This is a genomic window from Amycolatopsis sp. 2-15, assembly GCF_030285625.1.
Lineage (GTDB): Bacteria > Actinomycetota > Actinomycetes > Mycobacteriales > Pseudonocardiaceae > Amycolatopsis > Amycolatopsis carbonis.
The window spans coordinates 3,579,879-3,604,933 of the sequence record NZ_CP127294.1 but is presented as its reverse complement, the minus strand read 5'-3'; the positions used below and the strand labels follow the sequence as shown (position 1 = coordinate 3,604,933).

23 protein-coding genes are annotated in these 25,055 nt (G+C 69.6%); 13 read left to right on the top strand and 10 right to left on the bottom strand.

Annotated elements, in window-relative coordinates; translation table 11 throughout:
- Window positions 1-164 precede the first annotated feature (164 nt).
- Window positions 165-2,270 (top strand): DUF6351 family protein, encoded by a 2,106-nt coding sequence (locus tag QRX50_RS17745; protein ID WP_285973042.1) that lies wholly within the window; start codon window positions 165-167, stop codon window positions 2,268-2,270.
- A gap of 153 nt (window positions 2,271-2,423) precedes the next feature.
- Here the strand turns inward: QRX50_RS17745 and QRX50_RS17740 are convergent, their stop codons facing one another.
- Window positions 2,424-3,944 carry an alpha/beta hydrolase domain-containing protein gene (locus QRX50_RS17740; RefSeq protein ID WP_285973041.1) on the bottom strand — a complete coding sequence of 507 codons (1,521 nt, stop codon included), beginning with the start codon at window positions 3,942-3,944 and terminating at the stop codon, window positions 2,424-2,426.
- A gap of 262 nt (window positions 3,945-4,206) precedes the next feature.
- Between QRX50_RS17740 and QRX50_RS17735 the strand changes: the two genes are divergently transcribed.
- Window positions 4,207-5,667: an alpha/beta hydrolase gene (locus tag QRX50_RS17735; protein WP_285973040.1), complete on the top strand. Its 1,461-nt coding sequence runs from the start codon at window positions 4,207-4,209 to the stop codon at window positions 5,665-5,667.
- Window positions 5,668-5,717: 50 nt separating this feature from the next.
- On the opposite strand, the gene QRX50_RS17730 is transcribed toward QRX50_RS17735, so the two are convergent.
- The 3 genes from QRX50_RS17730 to QRX50_RS17720 form a co-directional block, all read right to left on the bottom strand.
- Window positions 5,718-6,125 (bottom strand): YbjN domain-containing protein, encoded by a 408-nt coding sequence (locus tag QRX50_RS17730; protein WP_220243591.1) that lies wholly within the window; start codon window positions 6,123-6,125, stop codon window positions 5,718-5,720.
- Window positions 6,126-6,319: 194 nt separating this feature from the next.
- Complete coding sequence (locus QRX50_RS17725) at window positions 6,320-7,711, bottom strand: aspartate aminotransferase family protein (protein ID WP_285973039.1); 1,392 nt, start codon at window positions 7,709-7,711, stop codon at window positions 6,320-6,322.
- Window positions 7,712-7,889: 178 nt separating this feature from the next.
- The gene (locus QRX50_RS17720; RefSeq protein ID WP_285973038.1) at window positions 7,890-8,387 is read right to left on the bottom strand and encodes an Lrp/AsnC family transcriptional regulator; all 498 of its coding nucleotides are present in this window, start codon (window positions 8,385-8,387) and stop codon (window positions 7,890-7,892) included.
- Window positions 8,388-8,553: 166 nt separating this feature from the next.
- Between QRX50_RS17720 and QRX50_RS17715 the strand changes: the two genes are divergently transcribed.
- Entirely contained in the window at window positions 8,554-9,918 is a 1,365-nt protein-coding gene (locus tag QRX50_RS17715) for an APC family permease (RefSeq protein ID WP_285973037.1), read from the top strand.
- Window positions 9,919-9,928: 10 nt separating this feature from the next.
- Here the strand turns inward: QRX50_RS17715 and rho are convergent, their stop codons facing one another.
- Window positions 9,929-10,996: a transcription termination factor Rho gene (gene rho, locus QRX50_RS17710; RefSeq protein WP_285973036.1), complete on the bottom strand. Its 1,068-nt coding sequence runs from the start codon at window positions 10,994-10,996 to the stop codon at window positions 9,929-9,931.
- Window positions 10,997-11,206: 210 nt separating this feature from the next.
- Between rho and QRX50_RS17705 the strand changes: the two genes are divergently transcribed.
- Complete coding sequence (locus QRX50_RS17705; RefSeq protein ID WP_285973035.1) at window positions 11,207-11,512, top strand: DUF6412 domain-containing protein; 306 nt, start codon at window positions 11,207-11,209, stop codon at window positions 11,510-11,512.
- Window positions 11,513-11,706: 194 nt separating this feature from the next.
- Window positions 11,707-12,372, top strand: a complete 666-nt coding sequence (locus QRX50_RS17700) for a YidC/Oxa1 family membrane protein insertase (RefSeq protein ID WP_285973034.1) — start codon at window positions 11,707-11,709, stop codon at window positions 12,370-12,372.
- A 10-nt stretch (window positions 12,373-12,382) separates the two neighbouring features.
- Here the strand turns inward: QRX50_RS17700 and QRX50_RS17695 are convergent, their stop codons facing one another.
- The gene (locus QRX50_RS17695; RefSeq protein ID WP_434533348.1) at window positions 12,383-13,561 is read right to left on the bottom strand and encodes an amylo-alpha-1,6-glucosidase; all 1,179 of its coding nucleotides are present in this window, start codon (window positions 13,559-13,561) and stop codon (window positions 12,383-12,385) included.
- On the opposite strand from QRX50_RS17695, the gene QRX50_RS17690 reads away from it, so the two are divergent.
- Together QRX50_RS17690 and QRX50_RS17685 are read left to right on the top strand one after the other, a co-directional pair.
- Entirely contained in the window at window positions 13,457-13,867 is a 411-nt protein-coding gene (locus QRX50_RS17690; RefSeq protein WP_285973032.1) for an ABC transporter permease family protein, read from the top strand. The genes QRX50_RS17695 and QRX50_RS17690 overlap by 105 nt on opposite strands.
- 2 nt (window positions 13,868-13,869) lie before the next feature.
- Window positions 13,870-14,205, top strand: a complete 336-nt coding sequence (locus tag QRX50_RS17685; RefSeq protein ID WP_285973031.1) for an ABC transporter permease subunit — start codon at window positions 13,870-13,872, stop codon at window positions 14,203-14,205.
- Here the strand turns inward: QRX50_RS17685 and QRX50_RS17680 are convergent, their stop codons facing one another.
- Window positions 14,206-14,973, bottom strand: coding sequence for an ArsR/SmtB family transcription factor (locus tag QRX50_RS17680; protein WP_285973030.1), 768 nt, complete (start codon window positions 14,971-14,973; stop codon window positions 14,206-14,208).
- Window positions 14,974-15,029: 56 nt separating this feature from the next.
- Here QRX50_RS17680 and QRX50_RS17675 point away from each other — a divergent pair, with 56 nt between their 5' ends.
- Window positions 15,030-15,521, top strand: a complete 492-nt coding sequence (locus QRX50_RS17675; RefSeq protein WP_285973029.1) for a hypothetical protein — start codon at window positions 15,030-15,032, stop codon at window positions 15,519-15,521.
- Here the strand turns inward: QRX50_RS17675 and QRX50_RS17670 are convergent.
- Window positions 15,403-16,866, bottom strand: a complete 1,464-nt coding sequence (locus QRX50_RS17670) for a M81 family metallopeptidase (protein WP_285973028.1) — start codon at window positions 16,864-16,866, stop codon at window positions 15,403-15,405. The genes QRX50_RS17675 and QRX50_RS17670 overlap by 119 nt on opposite strands.
- Complete coding sequence (locus QRX50_RS17665; protein WP_285973027.1) at window positions 16,863-18,011, bottom strand: ROK family transcriptional regulator; 1,149 nt, start codon at window positions 18,009-18,011, stop codon at window positions 16,863-16,865. Before QRX50_RS17665 ends, QRX50_RS17670 begins: the two co-directional genes overlap by 4 nt.
- Window positions 18,012-18,173: 162 nt before the next feature.
- On the opposite strand from QRX50_RS17665, the gene QRX50_RS17660 reads away from it, so the two are divergent.
- From QRX50_RS17660 to QRX50_RS17640, 5 genes are read left to right on the top strand one after another with little or no spacing between them, the layout of a single operon-like run.
- Window positions 18,174-19,985, top strand: a complete 1,812-nt coding sequence (locus tag QRX50_RS17660; RefSeq protein ID WP_285973026.1) for a peptide ABC transporter substrate-binding protein — start codon at window positions 18,174-18,176, stop codon at window positions 19,983-19,985.
- Between the two features lie 4 nt (window positions 19,986-19,989).
- A complete protein-coding gene (locus QRX50_RS17655; protein ID WP_285973025.1) occupies window positions 19,990-20,949 on the top strand; it encodes an ABC transporter permease in 960 nt (319 codons plus the stop codon).
- Window positions 20,946-21,776, top strand: a complete 831-nt coding sequence (locus tag QRX50_RS17650; RefSeq protein WP_285973024.1) for an ABC transporter permease — start codon at window positions 20,946-20,948, stop codon at window positions 21,774-21,776. The genes QRX50_RS17655 and QRX50_RS17650 overlap by 4 nt, the downstream gene beginning before the upstream one ends.
- Window positions 21,773-23,398, top strand: coding sequence for a dipeptide ABC transporter ATP-binding protein (locus tag QRX50_RS17645; protein ID WP_285973023.1), 1,626 nt, complete (start codon window positions 21,773-21,775; stop codon window positions 23,396-23,398). Before QRX50_RS17650 ends, QRX50_RS17645 begins: the two co-directional genes overlap by 4 nt.
- A complete protein-coding gene (locus QRX50_RS17640) occupies window positions 23,395-24,285 on the top strand; it encodes an ROK family protein (RefSeq protein ID WP_285973022.1) in 891 nt (296 codons plus the stop codon). The genes QRX50_RS17645 and QRX50_RS17640 overlap by 4 nt, the downstream gene beginning before the upstream one ends.
- Here the strand turns inward: QRX50_RS17640 and QRX50_RS17635 are convergent.
- On the bottom strand, window positions 24,282-25,031 hold the full coding sequence (locus QRX50_RS17635) for an MBL fold metallo-hydrolase (RefSeq protein ID WP_285973021.1): 750 nt from the start codon (window positions 25,029-25,031) through the stop codon (window positions 24,282-24,284). The genes QRX50_RS17640 and QRX50_RS17635 overlap by 4 nt on opposite strands.
- Between the last annotated feature and the right edge of the window lie 24 nt (window positions 25,032-25,055).

The following is a 25,055-nucleotide window of genomic DNA, read 5'->3' as shown; positions in this document are numbered from 1 at the left end:
GCCCAGACCCGTTATCGGGCCGAGTTCGCGGTTACCGAAGCTTGATCCGGCGAACCTTGATCACTTCGCGGGGCAGAATGTTGTTCTGGCTAAGTAACGCGTGCTATACCCGGCACTTGCGTGGCACCGCACCCGAGCGGTGCCGTGAGCAACGAGGTGCGAAGTTGAGAAACCGTACTTGGCGCTCGACCGCGGTAGTGGCCGCTCTGGCCGTGCCGATCCTCCTCACGACAGCGGCGACCTCGGCCGTCGCGCAACCGGGCGGGCATGCTCGGTTGGCCATCACAACCGTCTCCAACCCGCGGCCCGATCTGGTCAGCGGAGGCCAGGTCCTGGTCAGAATCACGCCGCCGGACGCTCGCTCCGGCGTTCGTGTCTCGGCCGGCGGCCACGACGTCACGCGGGCCTTCCACGCCGAGCGCGACGGCAGCCTGCTCGGTCTCGTCACCGGCCTGCGCGACGGCTCGACCGACCTGGTGGCGACGGCCGGCCACGGTGACCGCGCGAGCGTGCGCGTGGTGAACCACTCGATCACGGGCCCGGTGTTCTCCGGGACGCAGCAGAAGCCGTTCTACTGCGAGACCACGGCGTTCGGCTTGCCGCCGGCGACCATGCCGCTGTGCAGCGCGCCGACGCAGGTTACCTACCAGTACAAGAACACCGCCGGCAAGTTCGTGGCTCTGGCCGACCCGGCGAGCCGCCCGGCCGACCTCGCCACGGCTCTGGGCGGCGTGCCCTACATCGTTCGCGTGGAGCGGGGCACGATCGATCGCGCGGTGTACGAGATCGCGGCGCTGGCTTCCGGCCCCGCCACCCCGTCCCCCTTCACTCCTTCGGCCGGCTGGAACGGCAAACTGGTCTACACCTTCGGCGGCGGCTGCAACTCCGGCTACCACCAGGGCGCCGGCACCGGCGGTGTGGTCAACGACCTGTTCCTTTCTCAGGGCTACGCGGTCGCGTCGTCGAGCCTGAACGTGCTCGACAACAACTGCAGCCCGATCATCTCAGCCGAGGCCGCGATGATGGTGAAGGAGCACTTCGTCGAGACCTACGGCCCGGTCCAGCACACCATCGGCTGGGGCGGCTCCGGCGGTGCCATCCAGCAGTACGACATCGCCGAGAACTACCCCGGCATCGTCGACGGCATCATCCCCGGCGTGTCCTTTCCGGACCCCATCACCACGGCCGGCCCGGTGGCCGACTGCCGGCTGCTGAACCGCTACTTCGCTTCCGCTGGTTTTACTGACGCCCAGAAGCTCGCCGTGGCGGGCTGGAACTCGTACTCTTCGTGCCTTTCGTGGGACGCCACCTTCGCCAGCCGCGCGACGGCCACGGACAGCTGCAACTCCGCGATCCCCGTCTCCGTTCGGTGGGACCCGGTGACGAATCCCCATGGCGTCATCTGCAACTCCAACGAGCAGTTCGCGAACCAGCTGGGGCGCGATCCTCGCACGGGGTTCGTGCGGAACACGCTGGACAACGTGGGGGTGCAGTACGGGCTGGACGCGTTGAAGGCCGGAGCGATCTCGTCGGCGCAGTTCGTCTCCTTGAACGCCTCGATCGGCGGGCTGGACTACACGGGCAAGCCGGTGGCCGCGCGCTCGTCGGCCGACCCGAAGGCCCTGGACGCGCTGTATCGCGACGACATCTTCAACTCTGCGTCGCAGGGCTTGGCATCGACGCCGATCATCGACCAGCGCACGGACCTCGACCTGGCGGGCGCCGGAAACGACATTCACACGTCGGAGTGGTCGTTCGTGCTGCGGCAGCGGTTGCTGTCCGCGAATGGGACCGCGGCCAGCCAGGTGATCATCGCCAATCACCCGACGGCCGACGAGCAGGCGGCGGCGAGCGCGTACGAACTGGACGCGATGGACCGCTGGTTGACGGCAATCTCTCGGGATCACTCGGGGCGGAGTGCTGCTGGTCGCGTCATCGCTAACCGGCCCCACGACCTCTCGGACGGCTGCTACCTCTCGGCGACCCTGCGGGTGCAGGAGAAGCTGACCGACCCGTCGTCGGGCCAGTGTGGTGCGCTTTATCCGGTGGCGGAGAACACTCGGATGGCTGCTGGTGAGGGGCTGGCCATGGATGTGCTGAAGTGCCGGACGAAGCCGCTGGACTTCGGCTCGTACCCGGTCAAGTTCACTTCCGCCGAGAAGGCCACTCTGAAGAAGACCTTCCCCACGGGGGTTTGTGACTACCGCCGCGACGGCGTCGGCGAGCGCAAGCCCGCCGGCGTGTGGCGGAACTACGGCAGCCGCGCGTAGGCACAGTTCGGAGACGGCTCCTCGCTTGGGTTCACGCCCTGGCGAGGAGCCGTCTGAAATTCTGGAATTGACTCCACACTTGAGGTGTCCAGTTCTCACGAGCAGGCCCGCCCTCGAGCGGCGCGAGGGCGGGCTTGGTCGTGAAACGAGCGGTCAGAACAGCTTGCGCTTCGCTGCCTGGTTGATCAGCGTGCGTCCGTCCTCCGGGAGGAGGAAGTGCTGGGTCTCCAGCCGTTGCACGACGTCAGCGACCTGTTGCCGGTAATCGGCAGTGCTGTAGTACAGCGAATGAAGTTGCTCGGTATCGAAATCCCGGTGCGTGCCGTAGAGGACGCAGAACGAGCTGAGCGGGTTGTCGAGATTAGCGGGCGAGTTGATGCCGTCATTGAGGCCCGTCGGAACCTCCACGTCGGGCAGGCGGATGCCGCCCTGGGCGAGGCCCAGGGAGTCGCGCGCCAGGTCAGCGGGTGGGCCCGGATTGATCAAGGCCAGCGGCGCAGCGCGGCGAGGCGCGATGCCGCGGCTGACCCACTTGTCGAGCGCGTCGTAGGCGGCGTGGAAGACCGTCCAGGACTCGACCTGGCTCGGGCCGGGGTTGGCGCAGGCGAAGGGGGCCTGCTCGCCGAACTCGCGGGACTGGATGGCGCCGAGCGTGGTGCGGAAGTCGTTCGGGTCGGTGCCGGTCGAGTAGGCGGGCACGTGTGAGGCGCCGGCGATTTCCCACGTGCGCAGGGAATCGCTGTCGGGCGCGGTTTTGCTCGGGACGCCGGCGCCGCGATAAACGTCGTTTTCGGTGTAGACGCGGATGGCCTTGGTGCCGACGCCCTCGCGCGGGGGCAGGGAGCTGTCGGAGAGGGCGAACAGGAAGCCGTCGTAGACGTGGCGCAGGGGCTGCACGGTGTTGTAGTACACGCCGAGGTAGCGGCCGGACTGCGAGGCGCCACCGGCGTACACGCGGTCGATGCCGAGGTCGGCCAGCGGGTTCTTCTTGCCGCGGCCCTTGAGCAGCTGCGCGATCTGCGTGTAGATGTCGAACGACTGCGAGTCGTCGAGCACGGCGCCGCCGTTGGTGACGTCGAGCGAGCCGTAGCGCTGCGGGCTCCACTGGGTGAGGCCGAGGCCGGCGGTCCCGCCCGTGGTGGCGCCGTTGACGCCGACGTGCTGCACCGAAGCGCCCACCCACGTCCAGCCGTTGCGGACGTAGTAGTCGGCGCTGGTGCCCCACTCGGTGTCGATGTCGTGCCCGGCGGTCACGTTCTGCCAGTCGACCACCGCGACGCCGGCCGACATCGCGGGCTTCACCGGGCGCCGCACCACGATCCGGGTCGTGTACGGCGTGGTGCCCAGCGGCGTGGCGGTCTGCTTCTGCTCGTCGACGGTCGGGTTCGGGTTGTACCGCGTGGCGGTGCCCGACATGAAGAACTCCTCTTCCTCGTAACCGGCCTTCTTCAGGTCGTACGGAGTCGAGTAGAAGACGTAGTCGTGCGCAGGATCCCCAGGCTTGCCCTGCGACGGGATGGGGCCGGTGATCTTCGCCGGGCCGTTGCCCGGAGCGGACGTCGGCGGGGCCTTCGCGGCGGGGGCGGCCAACGCAGGCGTCGCGGCGAGCAAGAGGGTGAGCGGTGCCAGGAGGATGGTGGTTCGCAGTCTTCGTTGAGTGCGGTTTCCGGACATGTACGTCCCTTCACGCGGGTGACAGCCTCTTCCGGCGCCGCCAGTGAACGCCCGCTTAGTGAGCCATGTCAAGAATCTCATTCGGTTTTGGCCAGTGGCGACTCCCGAATTGGCCCGGACGTACGACAGCAGCCACCGAACTCGGTTCTGTTTCCCGGAAGTCCACATCAGACATCGCCGCGCTCTCACCAGGCCGGGACGGCGTTCTTCTGGAAAGATCCACGCCCGAACGGTTGATCTTCACCACCGGAAGGCGTGGCGCATGGCCCTGGGCAGGAAGCTGACCGCCGTCACCGCGGCGGCCACCACACTCGCGGCCCTGCTCGCCGCCCCGGCCGGCGCCGCGCGCGAGACCATCGACTGGAAACCGTGCCCCACCGCCGCCGGCGTCGACTGCGGCACCGTCACCGTCCCGATCGACTGGGCCCATCCGGGTGACGGGACGATCCAGCTCGCCCTCGCGCGGCGCAAGGCCACGGACCCCGCGCACCGCATCGGCTCCATCCTCATGGACCCCGGCGGCCCCGGCGGCGAGGGCGCGGGCGAGGTGCAGGACGGCTGGACCCTGTCGCCCGCCATCACCGCCCGCTTCGACACCGTGGGCTTCGACCCACGTGGCGTCGGGCAGAGCAGCCCCGTGCGCTGCGGCCTCACCGAGGTGACGGCTCCGAACCCACAGTTGCCGAAGAGCGTCGCCGACTTCCGCCGGCTCACCGCGCGCAACCAGGCCCTCGGCACGAGCTGCGCGAAGACCACCGGACCGCTCGCCTCGCACGTCGACACCACGAGCGTGGCCCACGACATCGACGCCATCCGCGCCGCGCTCGGCGAAAGCAAGCTGACCTACTACGGCACCTCCTACGGCACGCTCATGGGCCAGGAGTACGCCGAGACCTACCCGGACCGCGTCCGCGCGCTGGTGCTCGACGGGACGATGGACCACTCCGTGCGCAGCACCTGGGAGTTCCTGAGCTCACAGACTCGCGCGACGCAAGAGATGTTCGGCCAGTTCGCGCACTGGTGCGCCACGACCGCGTCCTGCGCGTTGCACGGCCAGGACGTGCGCTCGGTCATGGCCCAGCTCTACTCCCGCGCAGAACACGGCACCCTCGGCACCCCCGACGATCCCCTCGACCCGGTCGCGCTGCTGGGCATGATCACCCACGCCTTCTACGGCCCCGACTGGTCCGGCCTCGCCACGAGCATGGTCAACCTGCGCGACGGCAAGCCCGCCGAGTCCGCGTTCGGCGACATCACCGTGCCCACCGCGTTCAGCAGCATCTTCTGCTCCGACTGGCGCCTGCCCGTCAGCGGCTACGGCGAGCTCGAAACCTTCCGCCGTTCGCTGGGCGCCATCGCGCCGGACATCCGATTCTCCCCCTTGGCCTGGACCTCCGCCACCGGCTGCCTCGGCTGGCCCGACACCGTCCGCGACCCGCAGCGCGCACCCGGCTTCCTGGGCAACCTGCCCGTACTGCTCCTGAACAGCCGCTACGACCCCGCCACGCCCTACTCCTGGGCCCAGCACGTCTCCCGCCAAACCGGCGCCCCCTTGCTGACCTACGACGGCTGGGGCCACAGCGCGTACTTCAAGAACAGCGACTGCATGGTCTCCACCACGGACAAGTTCCTCATCGACGGCGTACTCCCCGCCCGCGGAACCCACTGCGCCGCCGTGACTCCTGGTCCGTCGAAGTCCAGAATGGACGGACCCACCTACTGACACGAGACGGGCCTCCCCGGTTTCCCGGGAGGCCCGTCTCGCATCACAGGTCAGTAGTCGTCACGCCCGGTGAACTGCTGCTCCAGCAACTCCGCCGACCCGGCCACCAGCTCCAACGGGTCGGTGAACTCGTTGATGTCGAGGTTCACCAACGGCAACGAATGCCGCAGGACCACGTGCTCCCCCATCACCACGATCCCCCCGACCACGAGCGTGTGCCCCACTTCGGTCAGCACGTCGAGCAGATCCACCTCGTCCACCCGCGCGAACGGCGTCGCGATCTGCACCCAGTCTTCCTTCTTGTCGAAGACCTCGTGCGCGACCACCACCACCTGCGCCCGCCCGGTCGTCTCCGCATCCTCCCCGAACGCCATGCGAATCCGCACCTCGTCGGGCTCCTCCCGGATCACCCGGTACTCCTGCCTCATGAACGCGACCAGATCGGCCCATCCCGCCACGCGGCTTCCTCCGTTTCGTGAGCGAACAGGGGAAAGCGTAGTGAAGGTCTGGCCACCAGGCTGGGCGTGTCGTAAATGTCCCGGTTTAGCCCATCGCCCCCACCCAACCGCCAGCCGGCAACCCAACCCAAGACCTCCCAACCCCACGGGAATTCAGGGAGCGTGTTTTCTCTTTTGCCCGAAGGGGCACTCGCCTAAAGAAGCTTCCAAGCACCCGTCAACGTCTCACGGAGAATCTGTTCCATCTCATCAAACTCCTTCTGCCCACAGATCAGCGGCGGCGACAGCTGAATCACGGGCTCGGCACGATCGTCAGCACGGCAGTACAACCCGGCTTCAAAGAGCGCGTCCGAGAGATACCCCCGAAGAACACGTTCAGACTCCTCCGAAGTGAACGTCTCCTTCGTGGCTTTGTCCTTCACCAGCTCAATCCCATAGAAGAACCCAGCACCGCGGACGTCCCCGACAATGGGGAGATCCAGCAAGCGATCGAGGGTCGACCGGAAAGCCGATTCCTGAGCAAGAACGTGCCCATAAATCCCGTCACGTTCGATCAGATCAAGATTCGCCAACGCCACAGCACACGAAACCGGATGACCACCATAAGTAGATCCATGCATGAACGTCGTGGCCCCGGTCTCGAAGGGCTCCATCAGCCGGTCACCGGCCAGCACCGCGCCAAGCGGCGCATAGCCGGACGTCAGCCCCTTGGCGGTGGTGATGATGTCGGGCTGGTAGCCATACCGCTTCGCGGCGAAGTCGTGGCCGAGGCGGCCGAAGGCGCAGATGACCTCGTCGGAAACGAGCAGCACGTCGTGCCGGTCGCAGATTTCGCGTACGCGCTCGAAGTAGCCGGGGGGTGGAACGAAGCAGCCGCCGGTGTTCTGGACGGGTTCCAAGAACACCGCGGCGACGGTGTCCGCGCCTTCGAATTCAATGGCCTGCTCGATCTGGTCCGCGGCCCAGCGGCCGTAGGCCTCGTAGTCGTCGGCGTGTTCGGGGGCGCGGTAGAAGTTGGTGTTCGGCACGCGCAGGGTGCTGGGCACCAGGGGTTCGAAGTCCGCCTTGGCGCCGGGGATGCCGGTGATCGACAACGCACCCTGCGAAGTCCCGTGATACGCCAGAGCCCGGCTGATCACCTTGTGCTTGGTCGGCTTGCCGACGATCTTGAAGTACTGCTTGGCCAGCTTCCAAGCCGTCTCCACCGACTCACCACCGCTGACCGTGAAGAACACCCGGTTCAAATCCCCAGGAGCAGCAGCCGTGAGACGCTCAGCCAGCTCAATGGCCGGCGGATGAGCATGCCCCCACAGCGGGAAATACGCGAGCTGCTTCGTCTGCCGAGCAGCAGCTTCCACGAGTTCGTCACGACCGTGACCGACCTGCACGGCGAACAGACCGGCGAGCCCGTCGAGATAACACTTCCCACGAGAGTCCCAGATGTAGGCACCTTCCCCGCGCACGATCACGGGGACCTCGGCGGACTCGAAGCCCGAGTGGCGCGTGAAGTGCAACCAGAGGTTGTCGCGCGCGGACTCGGCCAGGCCGGTCGCGGCGGCTGCGTTGGGGTCGGCGGTGGTGGTCATGGCTCCTCGCAAGCGGGCCTCGAAGTGCCGGGCACGCATGGCGGCGCGAACCGGCCGGACCTCTTCGTTATCGCACGAGTCGACCACACGACGCAAGCGAATCAGTCGCCAAATGGACCAACACCAACTAATTCTAGGCCACTCAAGACGCAGCGCCTTCGGATTTAGTCGTCCGAGATCAGCGGGTGCCCCACTGGTACGACTGCTTGCGCAGCTTCAGGTAGACGAGCGTCTCCGCGGTGCGGACGCCCGGGATCGCGCGGATCCGGTTGGAGATCAAGTCCAGCAGGGCGTCGTCGTCGGCACACACGGCCTCACACAGCACGTCGAAGCGACCGGCGCAGAGGACGACATAGTCGATTTCCGTCATCTCCGCGAGGGCATCCGCGACGGGCTCGAGCGGGCCGTCCACGGTGATCGCCACCATGGCCTGGCGCAAAAGCCCTACCTGCAAGGGATCCGACACCGCGACGATCTGGATCACCCCGGAATCGGACAGGCGCTGCACGCGCTGGCGCACGGCGGCCTCGGAGAGCCCGACGGCCTTGCCGATCGTCGCGTAGGCGCGGCGGCCGTCCTCCTGGAGCTGGGCGATGATCTTCTTCGAGATGTCGTCGATCACCGGCGGCGCGGGCCGGGGCTGGTTCGGTTCCTGGCTGGTCACCCCCGGGATCATCCCCGACCCGCCCGAGGCCCGGCAAGCCACCGCGCCGGCCGCTGAACACGACCGTCCACAGTGCGGCAGGCGACGGATTTAGTCGTCTTGGTGACGTTGACAACACCGAATCAGTGCTGTTCCATCCGTCGAAACATTGCGCCGCCGACGGAGGGACATCTCCGCAATGCCCCCTAATCCGGCTCTCGCCGAGACCACCACGACCGGCACCGCAGCGCCCCGCAAGCTGACGCGCTCCATCGGCGTCACCGGCGGAACACTGCTGACCCTGAGCTGCGTGACGCCCGCGTCCTCGTTGTTCGTGCTCGTGCCGCCACTGTTCGCCGACCTCGGCACGGGCACGGCGCTGGCCATCGCGCTGGCCGTGCTGCTGTGCGTGGGCATCGCGTTCTGCTACTCGGAACTCGGCACGCTCGTGCCCAGCGCGGGCGGCGAGTACGCCATGGTCACCACGGTGCTCAACCGCTTCGCCGGCTGGATCACGTTCGTGCTGTCGTTCATCGTGATCCTGGTCGTGCCGCCGATCATCGCGATCGGCGTGGCCGGCTACCTCGCCCCGCTCGTGCACCTCGACCCGTCGCTGGCCGGCGCCGCGGTGATGCTGGCGTCGACCGTGATGGGGCTGGCGAACCTGCGCTCCAACGCGTGGATCACCGGCGTGTTCCTGGCCATCGAGCTCATCGCCGTGGTCGTCGTGTCGGTGCTCGGGTTCGCCCACGCCGACCGCTCGCCCGCGGTGCTGGTGCGCCCGAGCCTCGACGGTGTGAGCGGCGTCGGGCTCGTCACGGTGATCGCCGGGCTCGCCGTGGCTCTCTTTGTGGTGCAAGGGTTTTCGACGGCCGTGTACCTCGCCGAGGAAATGCGCGAGCCACATCGGACAGTCTCGCGCACGGTCCTGTGGACGCTCGGCATCAGCGCACTCGTCATCCTGGTCCCGGTCGTCGCCATCACGCTCGCCGACACCGGTTCCCTGGGCGACGTCGACCTCACCGCCCTGGTCGTGAGCTGGAGCGGCTCGACGCTCGGCACCGTCGTCAGCCTCTGCATCGCCGCCGCGATCGGGAACGCGGTGATCGTGATGGTCATCCAGAACTCCCGCGTGCTCTACGCGTCGGGCCGCGACCGCGCCTGGCCGGACCCGGTGAACCGCGCCCTGAGCGTGGTCAGCTCCCGCTTCGGCTCGCCATGGGTCGCGACGCTCGTGGTGGGCCTGTCGGAGGCCGTGCTGTGTTTCGTGCCGGTCGATACGCTGAGCGGCGTCACGGGTGTCGCCGTGGTCGCGCTCTACCTGGCCATCGCGCTCACCGTGCTCGGCGCCCGCCGCGCTGCCCACCGTGGCCCGCACGTCTGGCGCATGCCGGGCTGGCCCGTGGTCCCGGTGGTCGTGGTGCTGGCGCTGGGCTACGTGCTCGTCGAGCAGACCGCGCTGGACCTGGGCATCACGGCCGCGGTGCTCGTGGTGTCGGGCGCGTACTGGCTCTTTTACCTGCGCCGGCGAGCCGACCGGTGGCTGGTGACGGTTCCGGGGTGAGGCTCTCCGCTCACGCGGCGAGCGCGGCCGGCGTGCCGAGCGACGCGGCGACCCGGGCGACGAACTCGGCGTTGGACTTCGTGGTGCGGACCTGGTCGAGGAACTGTTCGGTCGCGCGCTTGGGGTCCTGGCCGGACAGGGCGCGGCGGACCTCGTTCATGACCTGGAGCTCCGCCGCGGGCACGAGCAGCTCGTCGCGGCGGGTGCCGGAGCCGAAGAGCTCCACGGCGGGGAACACGCGGTTGTCGGCCAGCAGGCGGTCGAGGCGCAGCTCGGAGTTGCCGGTGCTCTTGAGCTCTTCGAAGAACACGGTGTCGGCGAGCGAGCCGGTGCCGACGAGCGCCGTGGCGATGATCGTGAGCGAGCCGCCGCCCTCGATGTTGCGCGCGGCGCCGAGGATCTTCTTCATCGGGTGTAGCGCACCGGCGTCGACACCGCCCGAGAGGACGCGGCCCGACGGGCGGGCGGCGAGGTTGTAGGCGCGGCCTAGGCGGGTGAGCGAATCGAGCAGCAGCACGACGTCGCGGCCGCTTTCCACGAGCCGCTTGGCGCGCTCGACGGCCAGCTCGGCCACGGCTACGTGCTCCGACGGCTTGCGGTCGAACGTCGACGCGACGACTTCACCGTGCACCGACCGCTGCATGTCCGTGACCTCCTCGGGCCGCTCGTCGGCGAGCAGCACCATGAGGTGCACGTCGGGGTGGTTCACGGCCACCGCTTGCGCGATCGCCTGCAGCACCGAGGTTTTCCCGGTCCGGGGCGGCGCCACGATGAGCGCGCGCTGCCCCTTCCCGACCGGCGCGACGAGGTCGAGCACACGGGTGGTGAGCTGGTGGCGGGTGGTTTCGAGGACGAGGCGCTGGTCGGGGTGGACCGGCGTGAGCCGCTCGAACTCCGGGCGGTTCTGCGCCGGCGCGGCACCGTTGACCGAGACGACCTGCGCGCCGTCGACGACGATCTCGTCGCCGCGCCGCAGGTTGTGCTTGCTGATCAGTCCAAAGGGGACGGAAGGGCCGCCCGGCGTGTAGCCGAGGGTGGCGGTCTTGCCGTGGATGTCGAGAATTCCTTGGTATGACATGGTTTTGACTCCTTGAAGGATGAAGGCGCGATCGGTGGGATCGCGAAACGAACGAACACGGGCTTCGAGACCGAAGCGGGTTTCGTGAAAGTTGAGAACTCCCCCGGGCGGTTGGGCCGGCATCCATGGGGATCGAGGTGAGCATAGCGCAAGAGCGCCGAGGACCACAACAGGCTACAATCGCGTCGACGGAGAAAGGGGGACGTCGCCATGCACACGCTGCTGCACCTTGCTTCGCCACTGCATCTGGCGTTCCCTGCCATGCACGTCTTCGACCAAGCCGGCCCGGCCGCGATCCTCGCGTTCGCCTCCGTGGTGGCCGCGAGCCTGCTCGTGGTCCTGGTCGTCAGCAACGCCAACCGCGGTGAGCTGGCCGCGTGGACCGTCCCGGCCCGCGCCCGCCGCACCGCGCTGAACCAGCGCGCCCGTCGCGCGGCTTTCCTGCGGCTGCGCGATCCCGGCGCCCCGGGCCGAAGCCGGCCCCGCGCACCCGGGCAGCACTTCCCCGCCGCGTAACCCCTTTCCAGGTCAGTCCGATCAGGACACTGTCCTGGCTCCGCGCACCCGCCCCAATGCGGCGTTGGTTGCGCTCAACGCACCCAATGCGGCGTTCGGTGCGCTCAACGCACCCAACGCCACATCGGGGTGCGAGCCGGGGCCCGGGCCGGGTTTCGTTTGCCCTGAAACGTACTTTCCCCTGGAGTGCTGTCATGCCCGAAATCTTCGACGTGCCCGTCGCCGGCGCGTACCACCTCGTCCACTGGCTCGCCTCGGCGACCGAACCGCTCACCGGCTCGTTCGCGGCCGCCGCCGCGATCGTGCTGTTCACCGTCGCCGTGCGGCTGCTGCTCGTGCCGTTCGCCCGCGCCGCGGCGCGCGGTCAGCAGGCCCGCGGCGCGTTGGCCCCGGAAATCCGCAAACTGCAGGAGAAGCACGGCAAGAACCGCGAGAAGCTCGCGGCGGAGATGGCGAAACTGCAACAGGAGTCGGGCACCTCGATGTTCGTCGGGTGCCTGCCGATGCTCGCGCAGCTGCCGTTCTTCTGGGTGATGTACCACCTCTTCAGCACGGCCGTGATCTCCGGCGCACCCAACGCCCTGCTCGGCAGCACGCTCTTCGGCATCACCCTCGGCGTCCACGGCCTGGCGGCGGCACCGGTCGTGTTCGTGGTCGCCGGCCTGCTCGCCGTGGTGGCGTGGTTCTCGATCCGCCGGCAGGACCGCCAGCGCAACCTCACTGCCCCCGGCGCACGGTTTCTGCGCCTCCTGCCTTATGGAACAGTCGCGGTCACCGCTTTTGTTCCCCTGGCCGCTTCCCTGTACCTGCTGACGACCACGACGTGGACGGTTGTGGAGCGAGCGATCCTCAACCGGTGAGGCCGGAGCTTCAGCCCAGCCGCAGGCCTGGCGGCAACCGCAAGTCCGTCACCGTGCCATCGGCCGCGACGGTGACATCCAGGGTGCCGCCGGCCAGGGGCAGGTCCCGCACGCGCAGGGCGCCCACCGGGCTCGGCCGCGGCGGGTCCAGGGTGAGGACGCCGGCGGGCACGTCGACGCGCAGGCCCAGGAAGGCGACCAGCAGGGTCACCGCGGAGGCAGCCGCCCAGGCCTGCGGGCGGCAGGACGCGGGGTAGGGCAGGGGCGACGACACGTCGTCGGAGCCGTAGCCCGAGAACAGTTCCGGCAGGCGGTTGTCGAACCCGCCGGCCGCGTGGACGAGCTGCAGACCGGGCGAAGCGGCGTGCGAGGACTGGCCCGACGCGTGCAGGCCGCGGACGACCACGGCGGTGTCGTGGGGCCAGACGGAGCCGCAGTGGTAGCGCAGTGGCGAGAAGCCGCCGGCGGTCGCGGACATGGTGCGCAGGCCGAAGCCGGCGGACATCGTCGGACCGAGCAGCAGCTCGCGGATCGAAGAGCTCTCGGCCGGGTCCAGGATGCCGGTGCCCAGCAGGTGCCCGATGTTGCTCGTCAGGGAATCCACGGGTTGTTTGGCGCCGTCCAGGGCCAGCGCCGGGAAGTGACCGTCCGCAGTGGTCACCCAGAAGCGTGAGCGGAAGCGAGAACGCAGAGTCGCGGCCCAGTCGAGCAGTCCGTCGGCCGGCTCGCCGAGCGCGGCGAGCAGCTCGGCGGCGCGCACGGTGGCCTCGTACTGGTAGCCCTGCACCTCGGACAGGGCGACGGGCGGCTTGGCGATCGTGCCGTCGGCGAAGCGGACGGCGTCGCCCGAGTCCTTCCAGCCCTGGTTGGCCAGGCCGCGGCCGCTTTCGTCGAGGTATTCCGCGAAGCCGTCGCCGTCGGTGTCCGACAGGCCGGTGATCCAGAACAACGCGGCACGCAGGTTCGGCAGCAGCGCGCGGACCTCGGCCTCGGGCAGGCCCCAACGCCAGGCGTCGTAGAGCAGGCCGACCCACAGGGCGGTCGCGTCGACGGTGCCGTAGTAGCGCGCCGGCAGTGACATGCCGTGCAACTCGAAGCCGGCGCGGCGGCGTTCGTGCAGGATCTTGCCGGGTGCCTCGCCGGTCGCCGGGTCGTGGCGTTCGCCCTGGGCCCGGGCGAGCGTGCGCAGCGTGCCGCGCGCGAGCGAAACGGCGCTGACTCGATCTTCGTCTCGGTCACGATCACCGTCGGCCGGGTCGTGTTCAACTCGATGGCCGGTTACGCGCTGGCGCGGCTGCGCTTCCGCGGCCGCAGCGCGGTGTTCGGCGCGGTCGTCGCCGTGCTCGCAGTGCCGAGCGTGGTCCTGCTCATCCCGAAGTTCCTGGTGCTCAACCAGTTCGGCATGTACGACACCTACGCGGCGATGATCATCCCGCTGCTGGCCGACGCGTCGGGCGTGTTCATCATGAAGCAGTTCTTCGAAAGCGTGCCCTGAGTGTGGAAGAGGCAGCTCGCATCGACGGCGCCGGACCGCTGCGCACCTTCTGGTCCGTGGTGCTGCCGATGTCGAAGCCGGCGCTGATCACCATGACGATCCTGGCGTTCCAGGGTTCCTGGAACGAGCTGCCGCACTACATCGTGTCGCGGCAGGACCCGGCGCTGAACACGCTCACCACCGGCGTCGCCTCGCTCGTGTCCGGCGAGCTCGGGCAGGGCAACCAGTTCCCGCTCAAGCTCGCCGCCGCGCTGCTGATGACGGTGCCGGTGGCGATCGTGTACTTCGTCTTCTCGAAGCGCTTCACGCGAGGCACGTACGAGGGTGTCGACAAATAGCTAGGGCATGGTCCACGGCTGCTGCGGTAGCACGTGCCCGGTTTCCAGCAGCGACTTGAGGTTCGCGAGCACGGCCGGCCAGCCGCGACCGACGTCGCGCTTGGCCTGCTCGTCGGGCAGGTCCTCGTGGGTCACGGTGAGCCGCACGATCGCGTCGTACTGTTCGATGTCGTACGTCGCCCGCGACGGCGGAATCTCCGGGTTGCCCACGTCGTACCAGCTGGTCACGAGCCGCTTCGGCGGCACGGCCTCGAGCACGTCGCCGTAGACGTCGACGGTCCCGGAGCCGTCGAGCCGCACGTGCTCCCAGCGCGAGCCGACCTGCCAGTCGGATTCGTTGCGGTGGCCCCAGAACTGCCCGGTGAGCTCGGCGTCGGTGAGCGCGTGCCACACCTTCTCCGGCGTGCTCTCGATGTAGGTGACGTAGACGTAACTCGGCTTGTCGGTCATGGCTTCCTCTGCTCGGCGTTTGACGGCGCTCAGCGCGCGCAGCCGGGGGCGCTCGAATTTGTCCACCCAGCGTTCCTGCATCTCGTGCAACGGGACCGGATTGAGGTAGTGCAGCTTCTCCCGGCCACGGCGCACCGTGCTGACCAGGTTCGCCGCCTCGAGGACGGACAGGTGCTGCGTGACCGTCTGGCGCGTCATGTCCAGGCGGGCGCACAGCTCGTTGAGCGTCTGCCCGTTGTCCTCGTGCAGCTGGTCGAGCAGGTAGCGCCTGGTCGGGTCGGCCAGCGCCTTGAACACCGCGTTCAAATCCGATTGCACACCTACAGTAATGCAGTCGGATGACTGCATGTCAAGCCCTCGGGCATACTGACCTGGTGAAGAGCGTGGTCAAGGCCTGGACAGTGTCAGCGACCGGCAGCGGGCTGCCGTCGACCCTGCACGCGGTGATCACGCGTGGTGATCCGCTGGCGGCCACGCGCGCGGCGGGCACGTTGGTGCCCGCCGGCAAGGCCGGGCTGGTGCGCGGCGCGCTGGTCCACGGACTGGTGTCCGCCGGCTGGACGGCCGCGCTCGCCTACGTGGACCGCCGCCGGCCGCTCTCGGTCGCCGAAGGGGTGGCCGCGGGAGCGGCCATCGCGGTGCTGGACCTGGAGATCGTCGGGCGGCGCAACGCGGCGATCCGGGCGTTGCCGCGCGGGGCACAGTGGCTCGACCACCTGGCCTTCGGCGCGCTGACGGCCGTGGCGCTCAGAGCAGCTCGGGCAACAGCTGCGGGTCCGCCATCTCCGCGTCGAACGGGAACATCGGCCGCTCGATCCCGGCGTGCCCGAGGCGCAGCAGGTCTTGGTCGACGCCCCCGGGCGTGAGGGCGAGCAGCCAGTCGGCGGCCATGTCGTACAGCTCCGGTTCCAGGTAGCCGATTTTCACGATCACTACATCGGCTTCGCGCGGGCGCAGGCCGAGGGCGAGGAAGTCGGATTCCAGGTGGTACGGCTTGCGCCGCGCGGTGACGATCACGCGCAGGCCACTGACCGCGAACACCACCGCCGTGCCCGCGACCGGGTCTTCTGCGTCGATCGCCTCGACGCGTGCGGTCACCGGCACCGGGCCGTGCGGACCGGAGTCGACCTTTCCGCCCAGCTCGACGGAAACCGTCGCGCCGACGCCGGCTTCGACCGCCGTGGCGACGGCTTCCGGGTCCACGATGGCGGCGTAGAGCGTGGTCAGGTCGGAGTCCACCATGGCCGGAGTGCGCAGGAGGACGTCGAGGCTCCAGGACGTGTCTCCGGCGCCACCGGCGGTCGGGTTGTCGCCGGAGTCGCTGACGAAAAACGGCCGCGCGGTCGAAGCGACCGCCTGCTCCAGGCATTCGGCCAGGGTTCCGGTCGGGGCGACGAAGGCGAAGTCGCGGCGAGCGTCCCAATAGGACTTGGCGAGCCGCTCGGCCTGGGTGGCGATGACTTCCTCGTCGTCACCGCTCACCACCACGGCGGCCTGGCAACGGGGTTCGTCGGCCCAGGCGTAGCCGACCCAGATGGCGGCGTCGAGCACGCCGTCGAGCGCTTCGACCTCGTCGACGGCGGCGTAGACACTCTTGGCCGGTTCGAGGCGGGTACTGGTTTTCTCGCCGGGCAGAAGCACCGGCACCTGCACCCACGCCTTCTTCGGCTTGCCCCCGTGCCGCAGGCGAGCGGCGAGGTTACGGGCCGCGCGCTCGCGCGTGTCCCACGCGTCGGTGTGCGGGGCCTTGCGGTAACAGGTGATCAGGTCGAGCGCCGTCGCCAGCGCCCGCGAGACGTTGCCGTGCAGGTCCATCGACGCCGAGATGAGCACGTCCGGACCCAGGATCGCGCGGATCTCCGCGGCCAGCGCGGCTTCGACGTCCGTCCGGCCGACGACACTCATCGCGCCGTGGATGTCGAAGAACAACCCGTCGAGATTCCCCGCCGCGCGCACCCGGTCCAGGATCTCCCCCGACAGCTCCGCGTACGCCTCTTCGGTCACCGCGCCACCGGGTAGCGAACGGGCGTGCACGAGCGGCACCCACTCGACGTCGTCGGTCCACGAAGGACGGTCCTCGCGCAGGAACGGGTAGCGTGCCAGCAGTTCTTCGCCCCGGGTCACGTGGAAGTCGGCCACGGTAGAGCGGTGCGGGGAGAACGTGCTCGACTCGATGGCGATCCCCGTGATCCCGATCCGCACCTTCGTCATCGTTTGCTCCGTATCGCTTCGTCGAAGACCTCGTCCAGCACCAGCGCGCCCGCGCCGTACAGCCCGGCGTCGGGGCCGAAGCGCACCCGATCGATGCGCAGCTCCCTGGTGGCCAGGGGAAGACAGCGCTCGTAGAGCGCGCCGCGCACGGCCGCCACGAACGCCTCCGAACCCGACAGCGCGCCGCCGAGCAGCACCTCGTCTGGGTTGCCGAAGTTCACCACGGTGGCCAGCACCTCGCCGAGCTGCAGGCCCGCGCGCCGCACCGCCGTGGTCGCGTCGGGGTGCCCGTCCTCCGCCGTCGCCATGACCTGCGCGGTGCTGTTCACGTCGACGCCCTGCTCGCGCAGCTGCGCCACGAGGGCCGCGCCGCTCGCCACCGTCTCCAGGCAGCCGCGGTTTCCGCAGGTACACGGCCGATCCCCGGCCGCGGGCACGCGCACGTGGCTGATGTCGCCCGCGACGCCGGCGCGGCCGCGGTAGAGCCGGCCGGTCACCACGAGCCCCGAGCCGATGCCCGTGCCCGCCTTCACCACGAGCAGCGTGCGCCCCGGCGGCCCCGCGACGGATTCGCCGAGCGCCTGCAGGTTCGCATCGTTGTCCACCGTCACGGGCAGGTCGAAGTGCTCGCGCAACGCGTCGCGCACCGCGAACCCGCGCCAGCCCGGCATGCGGGAGGGCAGCGTGATCGTGCCCGCGCCGACGTCGACCGGCCCAGGGAACGCGACGCCGATGCCCAGCTGCCGGCCGGGGCACCGCGCCTCGGCCGCGACTTCCCGCACGGTGTCGGCGAAAGCCGCGACGACCTCCGCCGGTTCGCGGTTGATGTCCAGCGGCCGCTCGGCCACGTGCAGCAGGTTGCCCGCGATGTCGAGCGCGCCGATGCGCACGTGGCGCGAACCGACGTCGGCGGCCCAGACGTGGCCGAACCCAGCGTTGACCGACAACAGCTTCGGCCGCCGACCACCCGCGGAGCTGCCTTCGCCGGACTCGACGAGCACCCCGGCGGAGATCAGCGCCTGCGTCCGGACCGACACCGTCGACTGCGGCAGACCGAGCACGCGCGCGAGGTCCATCCGCGAGACGGCGTGCTCGTGAGCGACGAGCCAGAGCAGCCGCAGCAGACCGGCGGGGTCCTGGGCCACGGCTGTCACCTACTTATTTCATGTCTGATGTAACTGTCCGGAAACTTGCCCCCGAAATCACCTCTTGGCAATTTCCAACACGCATGCGACATTACACGGCAACCAAGAACACGCCCAATCCCTCGACATCGACTTACACCAAGGATGTTGGAAGTGATGCGGATGGCTCGACACCGGTGGCGCGCCGCGCTCGGGGTCACACTCGTCGCCGCGCTGGTGCTCTCCGGCTGCGCGACGAGCCGCGAGCAGCACGGCGGCGGTGCGGGCAAGCCCGTGACCGGCGGCACCGCGCGGTTCGCGCTGCCCCCGTCGGCGACCCCGAACTGGATCCTGCCGATCTCGATCCCCGGCTACGGCGCGAGCTACAACGGCGTTGTCCGGGCCGAGCTGTATGTGCCGCTGTACAACTACGACGGCACTTCCGGCTCGGTCACGCTCGACGATCCGTCCAGCGCGGCCAACACGCCGACCTATTCCGCCGACGGCAAGACCGTGACGATCACGCTCAAGCCGCTCACGTGGTCCACCGGCGATCCCCTGACCAGCCGCGACGTCGAGTTCTGGCTCAACCTGCTGCGCGCGGGCAAGGACAACTGGGGCAAGTACTCCGAAGGCCTGATGCCCGACAACATCAAGGCTTTCCACACCATCGACGACCACACGTTCACCCTCACCCTCGACAAGCCGTACAACGCCGACTGGTTCACGGCCAACCAGCTCAGCCTGGTCGTGCCGATGCCGCAGAAGGCGTGGGACCGCACGAGCGCGGCCGGGCCGGTCGGCGACTTCGACCGCGACCCCGCCGGCGCCAAGCAGGTCTTCGACTTCCTGGTGGGACAGGCGAAGCAGCTGGGCACGTACTCGACCAATCCACTGTGGAAGGTCGTGAACGGGCCGTTCACGCTCGCCGGGTTCACCGCGTCCGGCCAGGTGACGCTGAACAAGAACCCGAAGTACACCGGCCCGGACCCGGCGAAGCTCGACACCGTGCAGTTCCTGACCTTCACCAGCTCTTCGGCCGAGTACAACGTGCTGCGCGCCGGCGGCGTCGACTACGGCTACGTGCCGACCTCGAACCTCGGCCAGCGCCCGAAGCTGGAGGCGCAGGGCTACCGGATCGAACCGTGGAACGGCTGGTCGATCACGTACTCGCCGTTCAACTTCGCCAACCCTCAGCTGGGTGCGGCGTTCAAGCAGCTGTACGTGCGCCAGGCCCTGCAGCACGCCGTGGACCAGGACGCCATCACGTCGGTGATCTGGCGCGGCACCGCTCGCGTGGACTACGGCCCTGTGCCGCAGGACAACGACGTGAAGTACCTGTCCGCACGGCAGAAGACCAACCCGTACCCGTTCGACCTCGCCACGGCGCGCAAGCTGCTCACGGACCACGGCTGGAAGCCCGGCTCCGACAGCGTTCTCGAGTGCGCGGCGCCCGGCACCGGACCCACCCAGTGCGGTGAGGGCGTCAAAGCCGGCACGCGCCTGTCGCTCACCATGCTGACCGAGTCGGGCTCCGACGAGACCGACGGGACGATGCAGGAGCTGCGCTCGGAGCTGTCGAAGATCGGCGTGGAGATGAAGATCAACGCGCAGCCGCTGAACACCGTGCTGGCCAACGGAACCGCGTGCAAGCCGGAAGAGGCGTCGTGCTCCTGGCAGCTGTCGTACTTCGGCACGCAGGGCAGCTGGTACTTCCCCGCCAACCCGAGCGGTGAGGACCTGTTCGCCACCGACGCGGGCACGAACTTCGGCGGCTACGCCGACAAGCACGCCGACGACCTGATCACCGCGACCAACCTGGCCACGGGCAATCAGCCGATGCTCGACTACAGCACCTACCTGACCGAACAGCTGCCGGTGCTCTGGCTCCCCAACCCGCCGTACCAGGTGTCCGCGATCGACACCGCGCTGCGCGGGGTGAACCAGGATCCGCTGGCCGGGCTGCAGCCGCAGCGCTGGTACTGGACGAGGTGAGGACATGACCCGCTACCTCCTCAAGCGGCTCGTGCTGGCCGTGGTCGTGGTGCTGCTGGTCACCGTGGTCACGTTCGTGCTGCTGCACCTGCTGCCCGGTGGTCCGGCGCGCGGCGTGCTCGGCGTGCAGGCCACGCAGGAGCAGATCGACGCGTTCAACAAGGCCCAGGGTTTCGACCAGCCGCTGCCCGTGCAGTTCTGGGACTACCTGGTGCGCCTGCTTCACGGCGACCTCGGCGACTCGTACACGCAGAACTCCCCCGTCTCGACACTACTGACCGAGCGCGTACCGAAGACGCTGCTGCTCACCGCGATCTCGACACTGCTCGCGATCGTCGTCGCGCTGCCCGTGGGCGTGTGGCAGGCGGTGCGGCGCGGCAAGGCGGCGGACCACGTGGCCACAGGGGTGACGTTCCTGCTCTACGCGACGCCGGTGTTCTTCCTGTCACTGGTGCTGATCATCGTGTTCGCGCAGGTCCTCCCCTGGTTCCCGGCGCAGGCCGCGCAGGGCGACACGATCGGTGAGCTGCTCTCGCAACCCGGCTCGCTGGTGCTGCCGGTGGTGGCGGGCATGGGCGCGGCGCTGGCCGCGTTCAGCCGGTACATGCGAGCGTCCACTCTGGACAACCTCGCCGAGGACTACGTGCGCACCGCCCGCGCGAAGGGCACGCCGGAGCGCACGATCATCTGGCGCCACGTGTGGCCGAACTCGCTGACGTCCGTCGTGTCCATGCTCGGCTACTACGTGCCGGTGGTGTTCAGCGGTTCGCTGGTGGTGGAGTCGATGTTCAACTACCCCGGTGTCGGCCTGCTGTTCTGGACGGCCGCGCGCAACGCCGACTTCCCCGTGCTGCTCGGGGTGGTGCTGGTGATCGCCGTGGCGACCGTGATCGGCTCGCTGCTCGCGGACGTCGTGCAGCTCGTGATCGATCCGCGCGTGCGGGTGAAGGGAGCGCGGTCGTGACCGTCCTTTCGCGAGTGTTCGCGCGGCGCACGGCCCTCGTCGGTGCGATCCTGCTGCTGCTGGTGATCCTGTTCTGCTTCTTCGGCCCGCTGCTCTACGGCACGGACCAGTCGCACACCGACCTCTCCGCCGCGCGGCTCGGGCCCGGCAGCGGGCATCCCCTGGGCACCGACGACCTCGGCTACGACGTGCTCGGCCGGCTGATGGTGGCCGGGCGGACGTCGCTGATCATCGGCGTGCTGGCCGGGCTCATCGCCACCGCGATCGGCGCGGTGTGGGGCGCGCTCGCCGGCTACACCGGCGGCTGGCTCGACACGGTGCTCATGCGCGTGGTCGACACCGGCGTGGCGATCCCCGCGTTGTTCCTGCTGCTGGTGGCGGCCACGCTGGTCACCCCGAGCGTCGGGGTGCTGGCGCTGATCATCGGCTGCGTGTCGTGGCTGGTGCCGGCGCGGCTGATGCGCGCGGAGACGGTGAGCCTGCGCGAACGCGACTACATCCGCGCGATCACCGTGCTCGGCGCGAGCCGCACGAGGGTGGTGTTCCGGCACGTGATCCCCAACGCGATCGGCACGGTGGTGGTGAACGCGACGTTCCAGATCGCCGACGCCATCCTGCTCGTGGCCTACGTGAGCTTCCTCGGCCTCGGCGTGCCCGCGCCGGACACCGACTGGGGCGCGATGCTGTCGAAGGGCATCACCTACACGTTCGACGGCTCGTGGTGGCTGATCCTGCCGCCGGGCATCGCGATCGTGCTCGTGGTGTGCGCGATCAACTTCCTGGGCGACGGACTGCGCGACGCGTTCGCGGTGAAGGGACGGCGATGAGCGAGCCGGTGCTCGACATCCGAGACCTGCGGGTGTCCTATGGGGACGGTGACCCGGCGGTCGACGGGCTGTCGCTGACGGTCGAGCCGGGTGAGATCGTGGCGGTGGTCGGCGAGTCGGGCTCGGGGAAGAGCACGGCCGCGCTCGCGGTGCTGGGGCTGCTGCCCACGTCGGCTTCGGTGTCCGGGGCGATCGAGCTGGCCGGGCAGAACGTGCTGGAGCTGCACGGTGAACAGCTGCGGAAGCTGCGCGGCCAGGGTGCGGGCATGGTGTTCCAGGAGCCGATGACGGCGCTCAACCCGTTGCTGCGCATCGGTTTTCAGCTCGCCGAGACGATCCGCAACCACGACCCCAAGCGGCGCCGGCACAAGTACTACTACCCGCGTTGTGTGGAGCTGCTGAAACGCGTTGAGGTGCCGGAGCCCGAGGCGCGGCTGAAGCAGTACCCGCACGAGCTCTCCGGTGGGTTGCGCCAGCGCGTGATGATCGCGATCGCGCTGGCAGCGCGGCCCAAGCTGATCATCGCGGACGAGCCGACGACTGCGCTGGACGTCACCGTCCAGCAGCAGATCCTGGACCTGCTGAGGGACATCCGGGACACCGAGGGCACGGCGACGCTGCTGATCACCCACAACATGGGTGTGGTGGCGGACGTCGCCGACCGCGTGCTCGTGCTGCGGTCGGGCCGGCTGGTGGAAGAGGCATCGACGGCGGAGCTGTTCTCCTCACCGCAGGCCACGTACACGCGTGAGCTGCTGGCCGCCGTGCCGCGGCTGGGCGCGGGCGAGCACGCCGACGCGGTGGCCGCGCCGGAGAAGCCGGTGCTGGCGTTGACGGACATCGTGGTGGAGTACGGCGGGAAGCGGGCCGTGGACTCGGTGTCGCTGAGCGTCGGGCCGGGCGAGATCGTGGGGCTGGTCGGGGAATCGGGTTCGGGCAAGACGACGCTGGGCAACTGCGCGCTGGGCCTGGTGACGCCGAAGTCGGGCCGCGTCGAGGTGCTCGGCGGACCGTTGCCACGCGGTACCGGGCGTTCGGCGCGGGCGGTGCGGCGGCAGATCGGCGCGGTGTTCCAGGACCCGGCGTCTTCGCTGGACCCGCGGATGACGGTCGGCCAGACCGTGGCCGAGCCGCTGGTCATGCACACCTCCGCCGGCCGGTCCGAGCGGCGGCGCCGCGTGCGCGAGCTGCTCGACGCCGTGGAGCTGCCGGAATCGCTGATGGAGCGCTACGGCCACGAGCTGTCCGGTGGGCAGCGCCAGCGCGTGAGCCTCGCGCGGGCGCTCGTGCTGGGCCCGAAGCTGCTGATCGCGGACGAGCCGACGAGCGCGCTCGATGTGTCCGTGCAGGCCGTGGTGCTGGACGTGTTCAAGCGGCTGCACGAGGAGTTCGGGTTCGGCTGCCTGTTCGTGAGCCACGACCTGGCGGTGGTCGACAGCCTGTGCGACCGCGCCGCCGTGCTGCGCGGGGGCGAGCTGGTGGAGCAGGGGCCGGCCGCGCGGGTGCTGCGAGAGCCGTCGCACGCGTACACGCAGGCGTTGCTGCTGTCCTCGCCCGTGCCGGACCCCGCGGTGCAGCGGAGCCGCCGGGACGCGCTGACGGACGTGGATCCCGCGGCGTGAGCGAAGTGTGGGCCGGGGTCGACATCGGCGGGTCGAAGACGCTCGTGGTCGTGTGTGCTGCCGACGGCCGGGAGGTGGCGTCGGCGTCGGTCGATTCGGGTGCGCACCTCGGTGGTGCGGCGATCCTGGACCGGGCGGCCGCGCTGGTGTTGTCGCTGGCGCCCGGCGAGCTGGCGGGGGTCGGCGTCGGCGCGGCCGGTGTCGTCGAGCCGGAGACCGGGACGATCGTGGTCACCGGCGACTCGTTCACGGGCTGGGCGGGCACGGCCGTCAACGCGGGGCTGTCCGCCCGGCTCGGCGGCGTGCCGGTGGTGACGGAGAACGACGTGAACGCGTTCCTCCTCGGCGAACTGTCCACAACGGACCGGCACGTGCTCGGCGTCGCGCTGGGCACAGGTGTCGGCGGCGCGTTGTACGTGGACGGCGCCCTGCTGCACGGTGGCGGAACCGGCGCGGGCGAGATCGGCCACGTCGGCACCTACGGGCCGGCGCCCTGCACCTGCGGGCAGACCGGGCACCTGGAGGCGTACGCGTCCGGCCGGTCCCTGGCCCGCCGCTACACCGAGGCGACGGGCGTTTCCCTGCGCGCCGAGGCCGTCGCGGCCGCCGCTTTCGCCGGCGACGAGGCCGCGCTGGCGGTGTACACCGACGCCGGGCGCTTCCTCGGCGAGGCGATCACGCACGCGTGTGGCCTGCTCGGCATCGCGACAGCCGTGGTCGGCGGTTCCGTGACGAACTCGTGGCCGCTGCTGGAGAAGCCGATGCAGGAGGCGCTGACCGAGCACCCCCTGCTGTCGGGTTCTCCCGTCGAGGTGCGGCTGGCCCGGCGTGGCGCGAAGGCCGTGGCGCTGGGCGCGGTCTCGCTCGCCCGTTCTCCGCGGGCCTAGCGAACCTCGGCTTCCTCGCCCGGCTTGAGCAGGTGCAGCCGGGTCGGCGTGCCGGCGAACGCCTCCGCCAGCGTGTCGGCGCCCTGCGTGAAGTGCCCCCAGCCCTGAAAGTGCAGAGGCACCACGTCGGCGGCCCCCAGGATCTCCGCGGCGTCGGCGGCGGCCGCGCTCGGGAGCGTGAGGAAGTCGTCGATCAGCGGCGTGCGCGCCCCGCCCGCGAACAGCACGGCGATCGGCACCGGCCCGACGCGATCGGCGATCTCGCGGACCAGCGCCAGCGAAGCGTTGTCGCCGCTGACGTAGACCGTCGGCAGGCCTTCCGCGGACAGCAGGAAGCCGGTGACCTCGCCGACCTTGGACTCGGCTCCTTCCGGCCCGTGCAGCGCGGGCATCCCGGTCACGCGCACGCCGCCGACCTCGACGTGCTCCCAGTTCGGCAGCGCCCGGGCCGTGCCGCCCAGACGCTCGGCCCCGGACGTCGTGGTGAGGACGAGCGGCGCCGTCTCGAGGTACGCGCGGCCACCGTGGTCGAGGTTGTCCGAATGCTGGTCGTGCGAGAGCAGCACGGCGTCCACGGCGCCGACCTCGGCGGGGCTCGCCACCGGCCCGGTCGTCTTCACGAGCACGCGGTTGCCGATCGGGTACTCCCCCGGCTCGTCGAACGTCGGGTCGGTCAGGAACCGCACCCCGCCGTAAGTGATCAGCGACGTGGGTCCGCCCAGGTGGCGCAGCGAGAAAGTGGTCATGCCGCCATCCTGCCCCGGCGCACC